Source organism: Sphingopyxis sp. H053 (assembly GCF_001468225.1).
In the GTDB taxonomy this organism is placed as follows: Bacteria; Pseudomonadota; Alphaproteobacteria; order Sphingomonadales; family Sphingomonadaceae; genus Sphingopyxis.
Window position 1 is genome coordinate 1 of sequence record NZ_LNRU01000015.1, and the last position, 16367, is coordinate 16367.

Below are 16367 nucleotides of genomic sequence, written 5' to 3' on the forward strand. Positions count from 1 at the left end.
CAAGCCGTTCGAGCACATCTACCGCCACCACCGCCGATACCGCATCACCGAAGGCGCCGAGGAAATCCAGATGCGAAAGGTCGCCGCCTATCTGTTCGGGTATATGGGGCCGCGAAAAGGGACGTTGGGGTAAACAAAGCCGTCGCCCCCGCGAAGGCGGGGGCCGTTGTCGGCTTGTCACGATGTGACGGTCCCATGCTGCCAGCGGCCCCCGCCTTCGCGGGGGCGACGGTTGTTTTATCGCTTTCTTACAAACTCCGCGCGTAGCACAAGCCCCTTGATCCCCTCGTGCCGGCAGTCGATTTCCTGATCGTCGCCGGTCAGGCGGATCGACTTGATCACGGTGCCGACCTTCAGCGTCTGCCCCGCGCCTTTGACGTTCAGATCCTTGACCAGCACGACCGAGTCGCCGTCGGCGAGCAGATTTCCGACCGCATCTCGCACCTCGGGACCCGCCACCGCTGCGGCGTCGCGTGCGGCGATGCCGCCGGCCGACAGCCATTCGCCGCTCGCCTCGTCATAGACATAATCTTCGTCGTCGCTGGTCATATTTTTATCCCGGTTTGCGGAAGCGCAGGGTGAACTGGTCGGTCTTGCCGCGGATCTTGTCGTCGAAGACATTGGCGCTACGCGGATCGGCGGGGCGGCGATAGAGGTCGCTTTCGGCCTCGAGCTTGAAACCCGCCTTGGTCAGCGTCGCGACGACCGCATCCTTGTCGATCCGGTGCAAGCTATCCGACAGCGTCGTGCCGCTGCCCTTCGCCGCGCTATGGTCGACGACGACCAACGTGCCGCCGGGTTTCAGCGCCGCGAACAAGGCCGCGCTCGCCTTGTCGCCCGTGCCTTCGGGGAAGGGCTTCAGATAGAGGTCGTGGAAATTCTGCACCGTAACGATCGTGTCGAGCGGCTCGGGAAAGGCGGGCGCCGCAAACGGTCCGGCGACGGCATCGACATTGACATAGGCGGCATCGACCGCGGCCTGATCGGTGCCATATTGCGCCTTGAACTTGATGAATTCGGCGGGCTGGAAGGCATAAACCTTGCCCGACGGTCCGACCGCGGCGGCGAGCAGGCGGGTGACATAACCACCCCCCATCACATAATCGCCGACCTTCTGTCCGGGTTTGACCTGGGCGAAGGCAAGCAGTTCGGCGGGCTTGCGTGCCGCGTCGCGTGCCCGGTCGGCGGCGGGCCGCGCGGGATCGGCGAGCGCGGTCTTATAGGGGGGGGCGGCCGCCTGTTTGGCGGCGAGCGGGGTCGCCGAGACGGCGAGCATCAGGGCGAGGGTAAGCGGACGGATCATGGCATCGACTCCCTATCTCTTGTCCCGCCATCATAGCGTCTTGCCGGGGCGGCTGCGCGTTTATTTGCATCTCGCGATTTTGATGATAGGTTTCTTCGTGAAACTAAAAAATTGGGAGAGCGGACATGCATGATCTGGTGATTCGCGGCGGCACCGTCGTCGATGGTTCGGGCGGCACGCCCTTTGTCGCGGATGTCGCGGTCGATGGCGACCGTATCGTCGCCGTCGGCGAGAATCTGGGTGCGGGCCGCGAAGAAATCGACGCTGCGGGCAAGATCGTCACGCCGGGCTTCGTCGACGTCCACACCCATTATGACGGACAGGCGACGTGGGACGCCGAAATGGCGCCGTCGAGCTGGCACGGCGTCACCACCGTCGTGATGGGCAATTGCGGCGTCGGCTTCGCCCCCGCCAAGCCCGACCGGCATGACTGGCTGATTTCGCTGATGGAAGGCGTCGAGGACATCCCCGGCACCGCGCTCGCCGAAGGCATGTCGTGGGACTGGGAAACCTTCCCCGAATATATGGACGCGCTCGAAAAGCTGCCGCGCACCGTCGACGTCGCGTGCCACGTCCCGCACGGCGCGGTGCGCGCCTATGTGCTCGGCGACCGCGAAAAGCCCGGCGCGATCCCGACCGACGACGACATCGCCGAAATGTCGCGCATCGTCGAGGAAGGCGTGCGCGCGGGCGCGCTCGGTTTCTCGACCAGCCGCACCGTGCTGCACAAATCGATCGACGGCGAACTCGTCCCCGGCACCACCGCGACCGCCGAGGAGCTGATCGCGATCGGCCGCGCGATGGGCCGCGTCGGTTACGGCGTGTTCGAAATGGCGAGCGACATGAAGCGCGAGTGGAACGAGTTTCAGTGGATGGGCGACCTCAGCCGCGAAACCGGGCTGCCGGTGACCTTTGCAGCGCTCCAGTCGATCGCCAAGGAACTGCCGCTCGAGGAACAGATTGCGGAGATGCGCAAGCAGAACGCGACCGGTGCGAACATCGTCGCGCAGATCGCCTTGCGCGGCAACGGCATTATCATGGCCTGGCAAGGCACCGTCCATCCCTTCCGTTTCAAGCCGGCGTGGAACGAGATCATCGACCTTTCGTGGGAGCAGCAGCTCGCGAAGCTGAAGGACCCGGCGTTCAAGGCGCGGATGATCGAAGAGGAGAATATCTGGCCCGAAAGTGACATCATCGACTTCCTCAAGGTCGTCGCCTTGGGCTGGCCGGTGCAGTTCGAAATGGACCCCGACTTCAACTATGAGCCCAGGATGGACGAAAGCATCATGGCGCGCGCGGTGGCCGCGGGCGTCACGCCTTCCGAATATGCCTATGACCTGCTGATGAAGGACGACGGCAAGGGCTTCATCTATTTTCCGATTTTGAACTACCGCGACGGCAACCTCAATTTCCTCGAGGATTTGCAGGCGTCGGACGACACGGTGAACAGCCTCTCCGACGGCGGCGCGCATTGCGGGACGATCTGCGACGCCGCCTCGCCGACCTTCATGCTCCAGCATTGGGTGCGCGACCGCAAGGGCCATCGCATCGCGCTCGAACATGCAGTGAAGCGCCAGTGCCGCGATACGGCTTTGCTCTATGGCCTCGAGGACCGCGGCGTGCTCGCGCCGGGCTATCTCGCCGACTTGAACGTCATCGATATGGACGCGCTGAAGCTCGGCAAACCCTGGCTCGCGTTCGACCTGCCCGCAGGCGGCAAGCGGCTGCTGCAAAAGGCCGACGGCTATGTCGCGACGGTGAAGTCGGGCGTGGTGACATTCAAGGGCGGCGCCATGCAGGGACCGACCCCCGGCGGCGTGATCCGCGGCCCGCAGCGCGTCGAAATGGCGATGGCGGCGGAGTGATGCGGGCGGTCCAGCTTCGCGCGCCCGCCTCGCTCGACAATCTGAGGCTGGCCGATCTTCCCGACCCCGGCGATCCGGGGCCCGGCGAGATTCGCGTGCGGCTGACGGCTTCGTCGCTCAACTTCCATGATTTCGCGGTCGTCGCCGGAATGATCCCGACCGTCGACGGTCGCATCCCGATGTCCGACGGCGCGGGGACGGTCGAGGCGATCGGCGAAGGGGTGACCGACTATCGGGTCGGCGACCATGTCGTGTCGCTCTTCTTTCCTTACTGGGACGACGGCGCGGCGCCGTCGACCGCCTTCACGCAGGTGCCGGGCGACGGCATCGACGGCTATGCGCGTGAAGTGGTGGTGACACCGCAGCACTGGTTCACTCAGGCGCCCACGGGATGGTCGGCCGCCGAGGCGGCGACGCTGACCTGCGCGGGGCTGACCGCATGGCGCGCATTGTTCGTCGACGGTGTTACACAGCCGGGCTCGACCGTGCTGGTGCAAGGCAGCGGCGGCGTATCGGTGTTCGCGCTGCAATTCGCCAAGGCAGCCGGCGCGCGCGTCATCGCGACGAGTTCGTCCGACGCGAAGCTCGACCGGCTGAAAGCGCTCGGCGCCGACGAGCTGATCAATTACAAGGAGGTGCCGGCGTGGGGCGCCAAGGCGCTCGAACTCTCGGGCGGGCGCGGGGTCGATACGGTGGTCGAGATCGGCGGCGCGGGGACGCTCGACCAGTCGATGGTCGCGACCCGCGTCGGCGGCCATGTCGCGCTGATCGGTGTGCTCGCGGGGATCGCCGGACCGGTAAAGACCGCGCTGTTGATGAGCAAGAATCTGCGCGTGCAAGGGCTGACCGTCGGTAGCCGTGCGCAGCAGCTCGCGATGATCGCGGGGGTCGAGGCGAATGCTATCCGGCCGATTCTTGACCAACATTTCCCCCTCGAAAATCTCGCCGAGGCTTTCCGCCATCAGGCGGCGAACGCGCATTTCGGCAAGATCATCGTCGATATTTGACGGCTCAGCGCGCGAGCAAATCCGAAGGCAAGGTCGGTTCGCTGACGATCTTTGCCATGCGCCGCCACATCTCGTCGCGCGATGGCTTGCCGCGCTCGACCCAGGCGCGGACCATCGTCTCGCCGAGGCCGTAGTTGATCACATAGCTGCGATACTGGTCGGTGAAGCTCACCGACTGTTCGGCGCGCTGGGCCGAGACGAGCATATATTTCTGCGTCAGCGCGACCGCCGTCGGACGGTCGATTTCGCCGTCGAGATATTGCTGCGCGATCGTCAGCCGCGCCCCCGACGCGCGCTTGATCGCGGCGAGCAGCTGCCAGTAACGATCGTCCGACGGCACCGCGATCTCGGCGATCGGCATCAGCACATCGCGCTCGGTGTCGGCCTTGCTGCTTTCGGGAAAGGCGAGGTCGATGCCATAATTCGCGCTGCCCTCGGCGATCAGGCTCTGCGGGCTGTAGAGCGGATAGACGCTGAACTCGATCCAGCCGCGCTCTTTCACGAGCTTCTCTTCGAGTTTCATGTTGAGCAGGTGATGTCCCGGATAGCCCTCGTGACAGCCGAGATCGAGCGCGCGCGACAGCCGGATCGGCAGGTCGGTATTGACCTGGATCAGGCTGTGATAGCCGCCTTGGTAATAATTATAGCCGCTCCAGCTTTTGCCGGTGACGAATTCGAGGCGGAAACTTTCGTTTGCCGGCATCGGGATATGCGCCATGCTGCGGCCGCGGCAGCGTGCGATCGCGGCGTCGAAGGTCTTTTGCAGCCGGTCCTTGGGGATGGTGAAGGCGTCGAGATAGGCTTCGACGCGGTCCGGGAGTGCGCCTTCGCCGGGGACCAGCGCGTCGATCTTCGCGAGTTCGGCATCATAGCTCGCGAGCGGCTTCAGTCGCGGCCGCACGCCGAACAGCCGTTCGGCCTCGTCGGCGAAGGCGAAGCGCGTGCCTTGCATCATCATCAGCCGCGTTTCGGCAGCGCGGAGCTGAGCGCGCAGGAAAGTCGCGCGGCGGCGTTCGAGCGGGTCGGGAATGCGCCGCGCCGCGAGATCGATTTGTGCCATCAACTCGCGCGTTGCTGTGAGCAACGCAGCCTTGTCGCGCGGTGCGGCCTCGGCGGCTGTTTTGAGTTCGGGCGGGCCGTAGTAGGCGTCGATATAGCCGGCCTCGTGCGTCCCGATTTCGAGTGTCAGCCGCAAATAGGCTGCCGCAATCTCGTCGAGCGCCTTGGTCGAGGCGGCGGTGCGGCGCACGTCGAGCGTCGCGACCCCGGGTTTCGGCGGCGTTTTTGTTTCGCTTGCAGCGCAGGCCGACAGGGCGGCAACCAGCGACAGAATGACAAATTTGCGCATCAGTCTGCCATAGCGCGCTTTTCGGACGTGTCACGCACATCGCCGTCGGCGGCGATCTCGGCATCGGACGCGCTTTCGACCGCCCCATGTTCGGGATGTGGCGGCGCGAAACGCAGCACCGCAAAGCCCGCGAGCGCCGCCGCGAGCGACCCCATCAGGATCCCGATCTTCGCCTCTTCGACGAGCAGTGCGTCGCCCGGAAAGGCGAGCCCGCCGATGAACAGGCTCATCGTGAAGCCGATGCCGCACAGCATCGCGACGCCATAGACCTGCAGCCATGTCGCGCCGCGCAGCCGCCCCGCGATGCCGAGTTTGACCGATAGCCAGACGCTGCCGAAAATGCCGATCTGCTTGCCGATAAACAGCCCCGCGGCGATACCGAGCGGCAGCGGCGCGAAAATCTGCTCGGCGGTCAGCCCGCTCACGTCGACCCCGGCATTGGCGAAACCGAACAGGGGCACGATCGCAAAGGCGACCCACGGATGAAGGCCATGTTCGAGCCGGTGGAGCGGCGAGGTTTCGCTGTCGGGCGCGCCCGGGGTGCGATCGAACGGGATCGCCATCGCCGCGAGCACCCCGGCGATCGTTGCGTGGACGCCCGAGAGCAGCATCGCGTACCAGAGCAAGGCGAACATCAGCAGGTAGAGCGGCAGGCTCCGCACGCGCATCCGGCCCATCGCGAACATCAGGCCGAGAATGACCGCAGCGGCGGCGAGCGCGAGCAGGTTGATCTTCGCGGTATAGAACAGCGCGATGATCGCGACCGCGCCCATGTCGTCGACAATCGCGACGGTGACGAGGAACAGCTTGAGCGAGGTCGGCGCGCGCTTGCCGAGCAGCGCGAGCACGCCCATCGCAAAGGCGATGTCGGTCGCCGCGGGGATTGCCCAGCCCTGCGCCAGCCCCGGGTTGCCCCCGGCAAAACCCATATAGATCGCCGCCGGCACCGCCATCCCCGCCGCCGCGGCGATGAACGGCAGCCGCCGCCGGTCCCAACTCGCGAGCCGCCCGTCGACGAACTCGCGCTTGATCTCCAGCCCGACGAGCAGGAAGAAAATCGCCATCAGCCCGTCATTGATCCACAGATGGACGGTCATCGGCCCAAGTTTGTCGGTGAGCACCGGGCCGGTCACGGCATGAATCGCATCGTGATAAAGTGCCGCCAGCGGCGAATTGGCAACAATCATCGCCAAAATGGCGGCGAAAATAAGCAGCATTCCCCCCGCGCTTTCGCTCTCTAGGAATTCGCGCAATGCTGAACGGGGCGGAAAACTGCGGGTCATGAGTAAGCGATTTCCTTTGTTTGTCAGAAAATTTGACGGTTGGCCGCCGACAGGGGCGCGTCTTTACAAATCTGCTCTGTTCACTAGCAATATCGATATTGATGACATTAGGTCATCGGTGGGGGCGGGGCTAGCACATTGGAGCTGTCGACCGCATGGCTGGAATGGCTGGTGCTGGGTGCCGGCCACGAACTGATGCTGTTCGCATCGGTCGGAATCCTGCTGTTCGGGCTCGATGACCTGCTTTTCGACGCGCTGTGGCTGGCGACGCGCCGGCGCGGACGGTCGCTGACGCCGACCGCGCCGCCGGTAGAGGGGCGCTTCGCGATCTTCGTGCCCGCATGGGACGAGGCCAAAGCGCTTCCCGCGATGCTGCGGCGCACGCTTGGCGCGTGGGAGGGCGAGGATTTCCGGCTTTACGTCGGCTGCTATCCCAACGACGCCGAGACGCTCTTCGCCGTGTCGCCGCTGGTCGCGCGCGATGGACGGCTGCGGCTTGTCGTCGGCAGTGGCGAAGGGCCGACGACCAAGGGCGACAATCTCAATCGGCTGTGGGTGGCGCTTGCCGAGGACGAGCGGGCGGAAGGCGTTCGGTTTGCCGCTATCGTCCTTCACGATGCCGAGGATCATGTGCATCCAGGCGAACTCGCGCTCTATCGCCGCTATCTCGGCGAAAATGCGATGGTGCAAATACCCGTCGTGCCCTTGATCAAGCGTGCGGAGCGCTGGGTCGGCGGGCATTATGGCGACGAATTTGCCGAAGCGCATGGCAAGGAACTGGTCGTTCGTTCGCGCCTCGGCCTGCCGCTTCCGTCGGCGGGGGTCGGCTGCGCGCTGACGCGCACTGCGCTGGCGCTGCTGGCGATCGAACGCGGCGGTGAACCTTTTCGCTGCGACAGCCTGACCGAAGATTATGAGATCGGCATGGTGATCGGCGCCTATGGCCTTGGAACCCGCTTTGTCGATACGGTCGGACCCGCCGGCGACCGTATTGTGTCGCGGGGTGCCTTTCCGGGCCGGACCGAAAAGGCGGTGCGGCAGAAATCGCGCTGGATCGCCGGGATCGCGCTGGCGGGGTGGGACCATCTGGGCTGGCCGGGATCGCGGCGCGACGACGCCGATCTTCGCAGCGGCCGTGCCTGGATCGCACGCTGGATGCTGTGGCGTGACCGCCGCGCGCCGCTCGCCGCGCTCATTCTCCTTGCCGCGTATGTCGGGGCGCTACTGACGGCGCTGGGCTGGGCGGGACAATATCTGCTCGGCTGGAATGCGATCATCGTCGGCGACGGCATGCGGCTGCTTCTCGCCTTCAATGCGGTCATGCTCTGCTGGCGACTGGCAATGCGCGGGCATTTCACGGCGCGCTGGTACGGCCTCAGCGAAGCGATGCTTTCGCTGCCGCGCGCCTTTTTTTCGAATGTGATCGCGATGCTCGCGGCGCGGCGCGCGATCGGTCTTTATTGGCGAATGCTGCGATCGGGCGAAGTCATATGGGACAAGACCGAACATCTGGAACATGAGACCGCGTACGACGACGCTTTTGCCAGGACGGTGGCGCGGTGATGGCGCGCCGGGCCGATGCGCGGCGCGACGCGCCGGCGCTGCGCTTCCTGCTCCTGTGCGTCGGCGGCTGGATTGCGGTGCGGATCATGGTCGTCTGGAACCCCGCTATCGCGCCGCCCCCCGATCCGGCCACCGTGCCTTGGGCCGTGCCGTCGCCCTTTGCCGCGAGCGACAGTGTTCGGGACAGCGCCCCCCGCGCGGACGCTTCACCGATGCGTGCCACGCCGTCGCTGCGCGCGCGCGCAGCGCATGCTTTCGCTGTGCCGGGACCACGGTCGGTCGATGTGTCGCTCACGCCGGGAGAAGAGCCGGTTTCGGGCGGCTTCGGTGCCGATCGTCACAGCCTTCGTCTCGCGTTATTCGCGCGACTCCTACCGGCGCCACCCGGCCGGTTCGCGCAGTCGGCCGCTGCGGCGAACGGGCCTTTATGGTTCCCCCTCGCGCCCGCCGCGCCGGCCGATCCGGGGCAGGGCAAGCCCTTCTGGATCCAGCGGCAGATGGGAGGCTGGGCGCTCGCGGGCTGGCTCTATCTGCGCGAAGGGTCGGGGAATGCGCCCGAAACCATCGGCGGCGCGAGCCAGCTCGGCGGCAGTCAGGCCGGGCTCCGCCTCGCCTATGGGTTCGGCGATACCGGCCGTATCCGCGCCTATGGCCGCGCGACGATCGCGGTGCAGCGGCCGCAGCAACGCGAGCTTGCGTTCGGCCTCGCTTTCGCCCCGCTCGCGCATCTGCCGGTCGATCTCGCGATCGAGCAGCGCGTCGCCGCGGGAAAAGAAGGTCGAACGGCGCTTGCCGTCATGGCGAGCGGCGGTGTCTCGGACGTCGTCTTGCCCGCCGGTTTCCGGCTCGACGCCTATGCGCAGGCGGGCGTCGTCGGGACGCGGCGGCGCGACGGTTTTGCCGACGGGGCGATTGTCGTCGATCGCCGCCTTGGTTCCGAAGAAACATCCTTGCGCCTCGGCGCGCTCGCGGCGGGAGCGGTGCAGCCCGGCGCGGCGCGCGTCGATGTCGGTCCGCGGCTGACGCTCCGCCTGCCCGACGTGGGCGAGGGCAGCCGCATCGCGCTCGACTGGCGCCAGCGCGTCGCAGGCGATGCGCGCCCCGAAAGCGGCCTTGCCCTGACCCTCGCAAGCGACTTCTAGAGAACGGTAAAATTTAGCCGCCGCGGCCGATTCCCCACGCCGAAAAAATGGTCTAGGGTCCTTGGAATCGGCGCGGTTCCAGCGCCGCTGAGCGCAATCGGGGCCCATGGACCTTTACCTTCCTGTCGCCAATCTGTCGGTCAATGCGCTGGTCATCATCCTGCTCGGTGGCGGGGTGGGTTTCCTGTCGGGCATGTTCGGCGTCGGCGGGGGTTTCCTGACCACGCCTTTGCTGATCTTTTACGGCATCCCGCCGACGGTCGCGGCGGCGTCGGCGGCGACGCAGGTGACGGGCGCGAGCGTGTCGGGCGTGATGGCGCATCTGGAGCGCGATGGGGTCGACCTGCGTATGGGCTGGGTGCTCGTCGCGGGCGGCCTGATCGGATCGCTGATCGGTGCGGGGTTATTCGAACTGCTCACCGCCTGGGGCCAGATCGATACGGTGATCAACATTCTTTATGTCGCTTTGCTGGGTATCGTCGGCACCTTCATGGGGCGCGAGGCGTGGGGAAGCTACCGCGCCGCGCAGACCGGATTGCCGGCGCCCGCGCGCAAGCGGCGTCATCACCCGATGGTCGCGAACCTGCCGATGCGCTGGCGCTTCTATCGGTCGGGCCTCTATATTTCGCCGCTCGCGCCGCTGCTGCTCGGCATGGTCGGGGGCGTGCTGACGATGCTGCTCGGCGTCGGCGGCGGCTTCATCATGGTGCCGGCGATGCTTTACCTGATCGGCATGGGGACGCAGGTGGTGGTCGGCACGTCGCTGTTCCAGATCCTGTTCGTGACGATCGCGACGACGATGGTCCATGCGCTGACCACCGGAGCCGTCGATATCGTGCTCGCGGGGTTGCTGCTGCTCGGCAGCGTGATCGGGGCGCAGTTCGGTGCGCGCTTCGCGCAAAAGGTGAAGCCCGAATATCTGCGCATGGCGCTCGCGGCGATCGTGCTGCTCGTCGCGCTGCGCATGGGCGTCGACCTCTTCATCCGCCCCGACGAAATCTACACCGTGCAATGAGCGCGCCGCGCGCCTTGCTTCTGTCGCTCGCGGCGCTGCTGTTGCCCGCGGCCGCCCATGCGGCCGATCCGCGGCTGGTGCCCGATGTGTCGAGCCGCGCGATCGATATCCAGTACAGCTTTACCGGCGAGGAATTGCTGCTGTTCGGCGCGATCCTCTATCCCGGCCAGCGCCTGCCCGACGACCGCGCCGACATCGTCGTGGTGCTGAAGGGGCCGGTGCGGCCGATCGTGCTGCGCGAAAAAAGCCGCGTCGCGGGCATCTGGGTCAACGCCAGCAGCATCCGCCTGCGCACGTCCCCGGGCTTTTACGCGATCGGCTCGTCGCGTCCGATCGACAAGCTGGTCGACGAACGCACCGCGGCGATCTTTGAACTCGGCCTCGCCAATCTGTCGATGTCGCCAAGCGGATTTTCGGAGGCGAAGAAGCTCGAGCGGTTCGAGGCGGGGCTGACCGACCTCTATCGCCGCTCGGGCCTTTTCGTCGAAAATCCCGCCGCGGTCGAAATCACCGAAGGCGTGCTCTATCGCGCGCGTATCCCCGTGCCGGCGCGTGTTCCGGTTGGCACCTACCGCGCCGAAACCTATCTGATCAGTCGCGGGCGCGTGCTCGCGGTCGCGTCGCGCGATGTCCAGATCCGCAAGGCCGGGTTCGAACGGTTCGTCGCGCTCGCGGCGCAGCGGCACGGCTTTCTATACGGGCTTTCGGCCGTATTCCTGTCGCTCGTGCTCGGTTACGGCGCTTCGGCGATCTTCCGGCGCCGATAGCTATCATTCACGGCCTATTTACCCTCGTCTGCGATACCCGGCCGGGGACCACAATAGGCGGGGCGGATACATGGACATGCAGGGCGGCGGATTCAGCGCCGGGGACTTGACGGCGGCACAGCATGTTCGGCTTGCCGGCGGCGGCGTAGCGGCCTCGATTGCGCCGGTAACCAACCATCATCGCGACGATCTGATGATCGGCGAAGTCGTCGATATTTCGGGATCGGCCTCGCGGATCCTGCTCGATGCCGCGGCGATCGGCAAATTGGCTTCCTCCAGCGATTCCGCGGTGGCGATGGCCGGGCAGGTCGGGGCGCAGGTCAAGGTCCGTGTCGGCAATATCTGGCTGATCGCCAGCATCCGCGACCAGCAACTGCACGAACGCGGCGAGGGGCTGATCCTCGCGACGGTCGACTTTCTTGGCGAAGGCGAAGAAGAAAAGATCACCGGCCGCATTCACAATTTCCGCCGCGGCGTCACCCGCTACCCGATCCCGGGCAGCCAGGTTTTTGCGGCAACCAGCGCCGATCTCAAGCAGATCTACGCCGCCGACGAGCGCGCGCATGTCGAAATCGGCACCGTCTATCCGACCAAGGATATTCGCGGGTCGCTCTATGTCGACGCGATGCTGGGCAAGCATTTCGCGCTCTTGGGTTCGACCGGTACGGGTAAATCGACGAGCGCCGCGCTGATCCTTCACAAGATCTGCGAGCTCGCGCCGCAGGGTCATATCGTGATGATCGATCCGCACGGCGAATATTCGGCGGCGTTCAAGGGCATCGGCGCGCTGTTCGACGTCGACAACCTCGCCATGCCCTATTGGCTGATGAATTTCGAAGAGCATTGCGAAGTCTTCGTCACCGCCGAGGGCCGCGACCGCCAGGCCGACTGCGACGTGCTCGCGCGCTGCCTGCTCCAGGCGCGGATGAAGAACCGGCTGGCCGAAGGCATGACGAAGATTACCGTGGACTCGCCGATCCCCTATCTGCTCTCCGACCTGCTCAACATTCTGCAAAACGAAATGGGCAAGCTCGACAAGGCGACGTCGAGCGCGCCGTTCATGCGGATCAAGGGCAAGATCGAGGAAATGCGCGCCGATCCGCGCTATAATTTCATGTTCTCGGGCATGCTCGTCGCCGACACGATGACGAATTTCATCGGCAAGATTTTCCGCCTGCCGTCGGACGGCCGGCCGATCTCGATCATCGATGTGTCGGGGGTGCCGAGCGACATCACGTCGGTCGTCGTCGCGGTGCTGTCGCGCCTGACCTTCGACTATGCGATCTGGTCGCGCGGCGAACCGCAGCGCCCGATCCTGCTCGTCTGCGAAGAAGCGCACCGCTACATCCCGGCCAAGGACATCGGCCAGGGCCAGGCGGTGCGCAAGATCCTCGAACGGATCGCCAAGGAAGGCCGTAAATATGGCGTGTCGCTGGGCCTCATCACCCAGCGTCCGTCCGATCTGGCCGAAGGCGTGCTGTCGCAGTGCGGCACGATCATCTCGATGCGCCTCAACAACGAACGCGACCAGCATTTCGTGAAGGCCGCGATGCCCGAAGGCGCGCGCGGCTTCATCGATTCGATCCCGGCGCTGCGTAACCGCGAATGCATCGTCTGCGGCGAGGGTGTGTCGATCCCGATCCGCGTCTATCTCGACACGCTCGAAGAGGAAAAGCGCCCGGCATCGAGCGATCCGCTGTTCTCGAAACTATGGCGCGAAACCGGCGGCGAGGCAGAAATCCTCGAGCGTGTGGTCAAGCGCTGGCGCAGCCAGGGGCGGTAAGTCCCGGCGCCAAACCCAAAACCGTCATCCCGGCGAAGGCCGGGATCTCACCGGTGCGCCATGTCGGTAGGTCGAGATCCCGGCCTTCGCCGGGATGACGATATTATGTTTTCGGCGGTTCCCACAATTCGATCGGGTTACCCTCTGGGTCATGCACCCGGGCAAATCGTCCGACCGCGGGGTCGTCCCACTCGTCCTTGGTGATGATCTCGTCGCCCGCCGCGCGAAACGGCGCCAGCACGGCGTCGAGATCGTCGACGCGCAGGTTCAGCATATGCTGGCGGTCGGCGGGGAAATAGTCGGTGTCGGCCTTGAACGGCGCGAAGACGAGCGGACCCGCGGTCACATTCCACACCCATTGGTTCGGCGGTACGCTCTCGTCGGCGCTGCATCCGCCTCCGACGCCCAGCCGTTCGCGATACCAGGCGCTCAGCGCCTCGGGGTCGCGTGCCCGGAAAAACAGTCCACCGATGCCTTTGACATGTCCCATGATGGCCTCCTGCCCGTGAAGCGGGCAGCCTAGGCCGATTGGCTCAGCGTTTCCACTCCCCGCTGCCCTTGAATTCTTCGCGGACCTGGCCCGACTGGTTGAGGCGCGGATCTGCATAGGTCTGCGCGGCGGGGGCCGCGACCGGCGGCGCGACGGACGCCGCGGGGGCCATCGTGCCGGGCAGCGGGGCCGCGGGGGTATCGGGAAGCGGTGCGGCGCCAGCGGTGAGCATCGGCGCCGGACCGGCGCCGGGCGGCAGGCCCTGACCCTTCAGAATCGCAAGCTGCTGTGCCAGCGGCAGATAGGGGCCGGGCACCGGCTCGCGGCCGAGATAGGGCGCGCGAAACGCGTCGGGCATGCCCCAGCGCCCGCGCCAGCGGTGGAAGATATGCGCGCCGACGATGTTGGTCATCACCAGGCTCTTGCCCCAGCGCGGCCAGATCGCCTGCGTGTGATAATGCGTCGCGAGGCCGACCTTGGGGAACACATAACCGCCGAGCGCCGCCGATGCGACGCGGCTCGCGCGCAGCCAGTTGGGCTTGCTTGGGCTCCGTGCCATCGCGCCGTCGCAGCTGAAGGTGAACTGGCACACGCCCGCGCGCTGCGATCCCTGGAAAACGACGCCGCATACTGTGTTGGGAAAGCTCGGGTGGCGGACGCGGTTGATCACCGTCTGCGCAACCCCGCGCATCCCGTCGTCGGTCTCCGACGCGGCTTCGTAATAGATGGCGGCGGTCAGGCAATAATGCGCGCGCTCGCGGTCGAGCGCGGTGACGCCGCGGAACACATAGGATTTGGCAGGCGGCCCGACAAAGGCTTCCTCGCGCAGCAATGCGGGGTCGGCAGGCGGCAGCGCGGCCGCGTCGCCATAACCGACGCTGTCGGGGTTGGGCAGCGTCGGGTCGATCTTCAGCGCGTCCGCATAATCCTCGGCGTTCATGATCGCCCAGCGTTCGGGATCATAGGCGCGAAAGTTCAGCGGCACCGACACGCTATACGGCCCGAAGAACGCGGGCGCGCGGAACTGACCGCTCGACAGCAGGAAGGCGAGGCACGCGACCGCGACCACCGCGACGATCGCCGCCCAGAACGTACGTCCCGGGCCCGCCGGTTTTTCCGGCACCGGGTCGCGCCACGTCGAGCGGGCGGTCAGGGACAGTTCGGGCTTCATTCGCGCATCAAATTCCATCGCTCCGCCCGTCGCCGATTCGCGCGAACGGGGCGTCAGTCCGTCTTATACGCTGAAACGCCAACAAAATGTTGCAATGCCTGTGTGATGTGTCGCGGTGGAGCAGGCAAAACGCCGGGGCTTAAGCGACGGGCGGGTTCGCGGACCTCGTTATTTCCGCGTCCCGCATGCCGCGATCCGCTCGCGCGTTGCCGCGTCCACCAGTTCGCGTATCTGAAAAAGCAGAGGGTGCCGGACGGTATGCTGTGTGCCGTAGGTCAGGTTAAACGCATAGTCGAAATCGGCGGCGTTCCGCCCGATGAGGTGCTGCAGCATCGTCTCCAGCTTGTCGAAACCTTTGACCATTCGGGCTTCGGGCGTCGTGCCGCCGCTATACTCGTCCCATAGGCTCAGGATTTCGCCGCGTAGGTCGTCGGGCAGCGGCGCACATAATGTTTCAAGATCCGCGCGCTCGCGCGCCGCCCGGCCGTCGTCGGGGCTTTGGCATGTCGCCGGGACGTCACCCGAAATCGCTTCGCCCAGGTCGTGGACGAGGCAGAGCCTGAGCAGCTTCAGCCGGTCATAATCTGCCAGTTCGCGGTCGAACAGCATCACCATCAGACAGAGCCGCCAGCTATGCTCGGCGGTGCTTTCGGCGCGGCCGTTCGATGTAATCCCGCTGCGCAGCGTGTCCTTCAGCTTTTCGGCCGCCTGCAGAAAGTCGATGATCGCGGCGAGGCGCGACGGCGCGATGGCATAGGGTGTCGTCATGCGGCGAGGCTAACCGACGGGATCGCCGACTCAAGCCGCCGAATAATTTATGCGCCGCCGTCCTGGACCAGCCGCGCAAAGCTGCCGTCCGAAAGCGGCATTCGTGTGTAGCGAAGCTGGCCGGCGGCGATCGTGAGTTCGTCGAAATCCGCATATCCGGTATCGACAATAACCGCGGGCGCGACCGCTTCGTACCAGCCGAGCGCGTCCAGCGCCGCCTCGCCCTCTGCGATGCCCGGCGAGGCGAATCGCCACAGCGACTTTCCGGCCAGTTCCTCGATCCCGACCCGCCAGCCCGAGATCCGCGCCGGCGACGCGGCGAAAAGCCGGTGCGTCAGGTCGCAGATCAGATGTGCCGGCTGCGGCGAATGGCGCACCAGGTTGAGCAAGGCGCTGTCGGCAGCCGAGTTCGGCCGCGCTGCGAGCAGGCGCGTCAACCGATCCTCTTCGGTCGTCCCGGGGGTCAGCACACCCGCCTCCCACCGCGATACCGTCGTTTGCGAGACCCCCATTTCGTCCGCCAGCGCCGACTGCTTGATGCGATTCATCGCGCGCCAGCGCCGCAGCGATGCGCCCAGATGGTTGCGGCATGGCAGTACGGCTTGGGTCACGCGGCAAGCATAGCGCCGAAGACCCGCCGCTGAAACGGCCTAGTTGGGCAAAGGCGGGATGGTCGGCGGCGTGGCGCTCGCCGGTTCCGCAAAATATTTGCTCATGCCGCGGCGGACGCGATAGGCGTCGATGCGGTCGGCATAATGGCCGGGCAGGTCGAAATCGGCATGGCGCGCGCTGGCGCCGTGCAGGGGGCGGGTGGCCATCAGGGCCATCTGGTGCCGGTAGAAAAGCTCGTTCATATCCATAG

The 16367-nt window shown here is 65.8% G+C and carries 17 protein-coding genes; 8 read left to right on the top strand and 9 right to left on the bottom strand.

Translation table 11 applies throughout. The features are described from left to right. Positions 1 to 133: acyl-CoA dehydrogenase family protein (locus tag ATE70_RS24990; protein ID WP_331458527.1), on the top strand; the 133-nt coding region annotated here is incomplete at its 5' end. Between the two features lie 104 nt (positions 134 to 237). Here ATE70_RS24990 and ATE70_RS21540 read toward each other — a convergent pair. After that, positions 238 to 549, bottom strand: a complete 312-nt coding sequence (locus ATE70_RS21540; RefSeq protein ID WP_058539600.1) for an alkylphosphonate utilization protein — start codon at positions 547 to 549, stop codon at positions 238 to 240. Positions 550 to 553: 4 nt separating this feature from the next. After that, positions 554 to 1303 (bottom strand): class I SAM-dependent methyltransferase, encoded by a 750-nt coding sequence (locus tag ATE70_RS21545; RefSeq protein ID WP_058539601.1) that lies wholly within the window; start codon positions 1301 to 1303, stop codon positions 554 to 556. Between the two features lie 125 nt (positions 1304 to 1428). Between ATE70_RS21545 and ATE70_RS21550 the strand changes: the two genes are divergently transcribed. Next, entirely contained in the window at positions 1429 to 3168 is a 1740-nt protein-coding gene (locus tag ATE70_RS21550; protein ID WP_058539602.1) for an N-acyl-D-amino-acid deacylase family protein, read from the top strand. Next, on the top strand, positions 3168 to 4175 hold the full coding sequence (locus tag ATE70_RS21555; protein ID WP_058539603.1) for a zinc-dependent alcohol dehydrogenase family protein: 1008 nt from the start codon (positions 3168 to 3170) through the stop codon (positions 4173 to 4175). The genes ATE70_RS21550 and ATE70_RS21555 overlap by 1 nt, the downstream gene beginning before the upstream one ends. Positions 4176 to 4179: 4 nt before the next feature. Here ATE70_RS21555 and ATE70_RS21560 read toward each other — a convergent pair whose 3' ends face one another. Together ATE70_RS21560 and nhaA are read right to left on the bottom strand one after the other, a co-directional pair. Further along, the gene (locus ATE70_RS21560; protein ID WP_058539604.1) at positions 4180 to 5523 is read right to left on the bottom strand and encodes a hypothetical protein; all 1344 of its coding nucleotides are present in this window, start codon (positions 5521 to 5523) and stop codon (positions 4180 to 4182) included. After that, on the bottom strand, positions 5523 to 6806 hold the full coding sequence (gene nhaA / locus ATE70_RS21565; RefSeq protein WP_058539605.1) for a Na+/H+ antiporter NhaA: 1284 nt from the start codon (positions 6804 to 6806) through the stop codon (positions 5523 to 5525). The genes ATE70_RS21560 and nhaA overlap by 1 nt, the downstream gene beginning before the upstream one ends. A gap of 138 nt (positions 6807 to 6944) precedes the next feature. Here nhaA and ATE70_RS21570 point away from each other — a divergent pair, with 138 nt between their 5' ends. The 5 genes from ATE70_RS21570 to ATE70_RS21590 all read left to right on the top strand — a co-directional run bounded on the left by ATE70_RS21570 (position 6945) and on the right by ATE70_RS21590 (position 13076). Then, positions 6945 to 8369: a glycosyl transferase family protein gene (locus ATE70_RS21570; RefSeq protein WP_058539606.1), complete on the top strand. Its 1425-nt coding sequence runs from the start codon at positions 6945 to 6947 to the stop codon at positions 8367 to 8369. Then, on the top strand, positions 8366 to 9511 hold the full coding sequence (locus ATE70_RS21575) for a hypothetical protein (protein WP_156421072.1): 1146 nt from the start codon (positions 8366 to 8368) through the stop codon (positions 9509 to 9511). Before ATE70_RS21570 ends, ATE70_RS21575 begins: the two co-directional genes overlap by 4 nt. Positions 9512 to 9617: 106 nt before the next feature. Continuing rightward, positions 9618 to 10526, top strand: a complete 909-nt coding sequence (locus ATE70_RS21580) for a sulfite exporter TauE/SafE family protein (RefSeq protein ID WP_058539608.1) — start codon at positions 9618 to 9620, stop codon at positions 10524 to 10526. After that, the gene (locus ATE70_RS21585; protein ID WP_058539609.1) at positions 10523 to 11293 is read left to right on the top strand and encodes a TIGR02186 family protein; all 771 of its coding nucleotides are present in this window, start codon (positions 10523 to 10525) and stop codon (positions 11291 to 11293) included. The genes ATE70_RS21580 and ATE70_RS21585 overlap by 4 nt, the downstream gene beginning before the upstream one ends. A 193-nt stretch (positions 11294 to 11486) precedes the next feature. Then, complete coding sequence (locus ATE70_RS21590) at positions 11487 to 13076, top strand: ATP-binding protein (RefSeq protein WP_231732797.1); 1590 nt, start codon at positions 11487 to 11489, stop codon at positions 13074 to 13076. Positions 13077 to 13179: 103 nt separating this feature from the next. Here ATE70_RS21590 and ATE70_RS21595 read toward each other — a convergent pair whose 3' ends face one another. The 5 genes from ATE70_RS21595 to ATE70_RS21615 all read right to left on the bottom strand — a co-directional run bounded on the left by ATE70_RS21595 (position 13180) and on the right by ATE70_RS21615 (position 16365). Continuing rightward, positions 13180 to 13566: a VOC family protein gene (locus ATE70_RS21595; protein WP_058539610.1), complete on the bottom strand. Its 387-nt coding sequence runs from the start codon at positions 13564 to 13566 to the stop codon at positions 13180 to 13182. A gap of 43 nt (positions 13567 to 13609) precedes the next feature. Beyond that, positions 13610 to 14737 (bottom strand): cell wall hydrolase, encoded by a 1128-nt coding sequence (locus ATE70_RS21600; RefSeq protein WP_058539694.1) that lies wholly within the window; start codon positions 14735 to 14737, stop codon positions 13610 to 13612. Between the two features lie 168 nt (positions 14738 to 14905). Further along, the gene (locus ATE70_RS21605; protein WP_058539611.1) at positions 14906 to 15505 is read right to left on the bottom strand and encodes an HD domain-containing protein; all 600 of its coding nucleotides are present in this window, start codon (positions 15503 to 15505) and stop codon (positions 14906 to 14908) included. Between the two features lie 47 nt (positions 15506 to 15552). Then, positions 15553 to 16116, bottom strand: a complete 564-nt coding sequence (locus tag ATE70_RS21610; RefSeq protein WP_197411539.1) for a helix-turn-helix transcriptional regulator — start codon at positions 16114 to 16116, stop codon at positions 15553 to 15555. Positions 16117 to 16155: 39 nt separating this feature from the next. After that, complete coding sequence (locus ATE70_RS21615) at positions 16156 to 16365, bottom strand: hypothetical protein (protein WP_058539613.1); 210 nt, start codon at positions 16363 to 16365, stop codon at positions 16156 to 16158. Between the last annotated feature and the right edge of the window lie 2 nt (positions 16366 to 16367).

Excerpts from the sequence above, each read along its gene's own strand:
- ATE70_RS21560 (WP_058539604.1), bottom strand. The coding sequence starts at position 5,523 with ATGCGCAAATTTGTCATTCTGTCGCTGGTTGCCGCCCTGTCGGCCTGC.
- ATE70_RS21615 (WP_058539613.1), bottom strand. The coding sequence starts at position 16,365 with ATGGATATGAACGAGCTTTTCTACCGGCACCAGATGGCCCTGATGGCC.
- ATE70_RS21540 (WP_058539600.1), bottom strand. The coding sequence starts at position 549 with ATGACCAGCGACGACGAAGATTATGTCTATGACGAGGCGAGCGGCGAA.
- ATE70_RS21585 (WP_058539609.1), top strand. The coding sequence starts at position 10,523 with ATGAGCGCGCCGCGCGCCTTGCTTCTGTCGCTCGCGGCGCTGCTGTTG.
- ATE70_RS21545 (WP_058539601.1), bottom strand. The coding sequence starts at position 1,303 with ATGATCCGTCCGCTTACCCTCGCCCTGATGCTCGCCGTCTCGGCGACC.
- nhaA (WP_058539605.1), bottom strand. The coding sequence starts at position 6,806 with ATGACCCGCAGTTTTCCGCCCCGTTCAGCATTGCGCGAATTCCTAGAG.
- ATE70_RS21580 (WP_058539608.1), top strand. The coding sequence starts at position 9,618 with ATGGACCTTTACCTTCCTGTCGCCAATCTGTCGGTCAATGCGCTGGTC.
- ATE70_RS21600 (WP_058539694.1), bottom strand. The coding sequence starts at position 14,737 with ATGAAGCCCGAACTGTCCCTGACCGCCCGCTCGACGTGGCGCGACCCG.
- ATE70_RS21605 (WP_058539611.1), bottom strand. The coding sequence starts at position 15,505 with ATGACGACACCCTATGCCATCGCGCCGTCGCGCCTCGCCGCGATCATC.
- ATE70_RS21550 (WP_058539602.1), top strand. The coding sequence starts at position 1,429 with ATGCATGATCTGGTGATTCGCGGCGGCACCGTCGTCGATGGTTCGGGC.
- ATE70_RS21555 (WP_058539603.1), top strand. The coding sequence starts at position 3,168 with ATGCGGGCGGTCCAGCTTCGCGCGCCCGCCTCGCTCGACAATCTGAGG.
- ATE70_RS21590 (WP_231732797.1), top strand. The coding sequence starts at position 11,487 with ATGATCGGCGAAGTCGTCGATATTTCGGGATCGGCCTCGCGGATCCTG.
- ATE70_RS21595 (WP_058539610.1), bottom strand. The coding sequence starts at position 13,566 with ATGGGACATGTCAAAGGCATCGGTGGACTGTTTTTCCGGGCACGCGAC.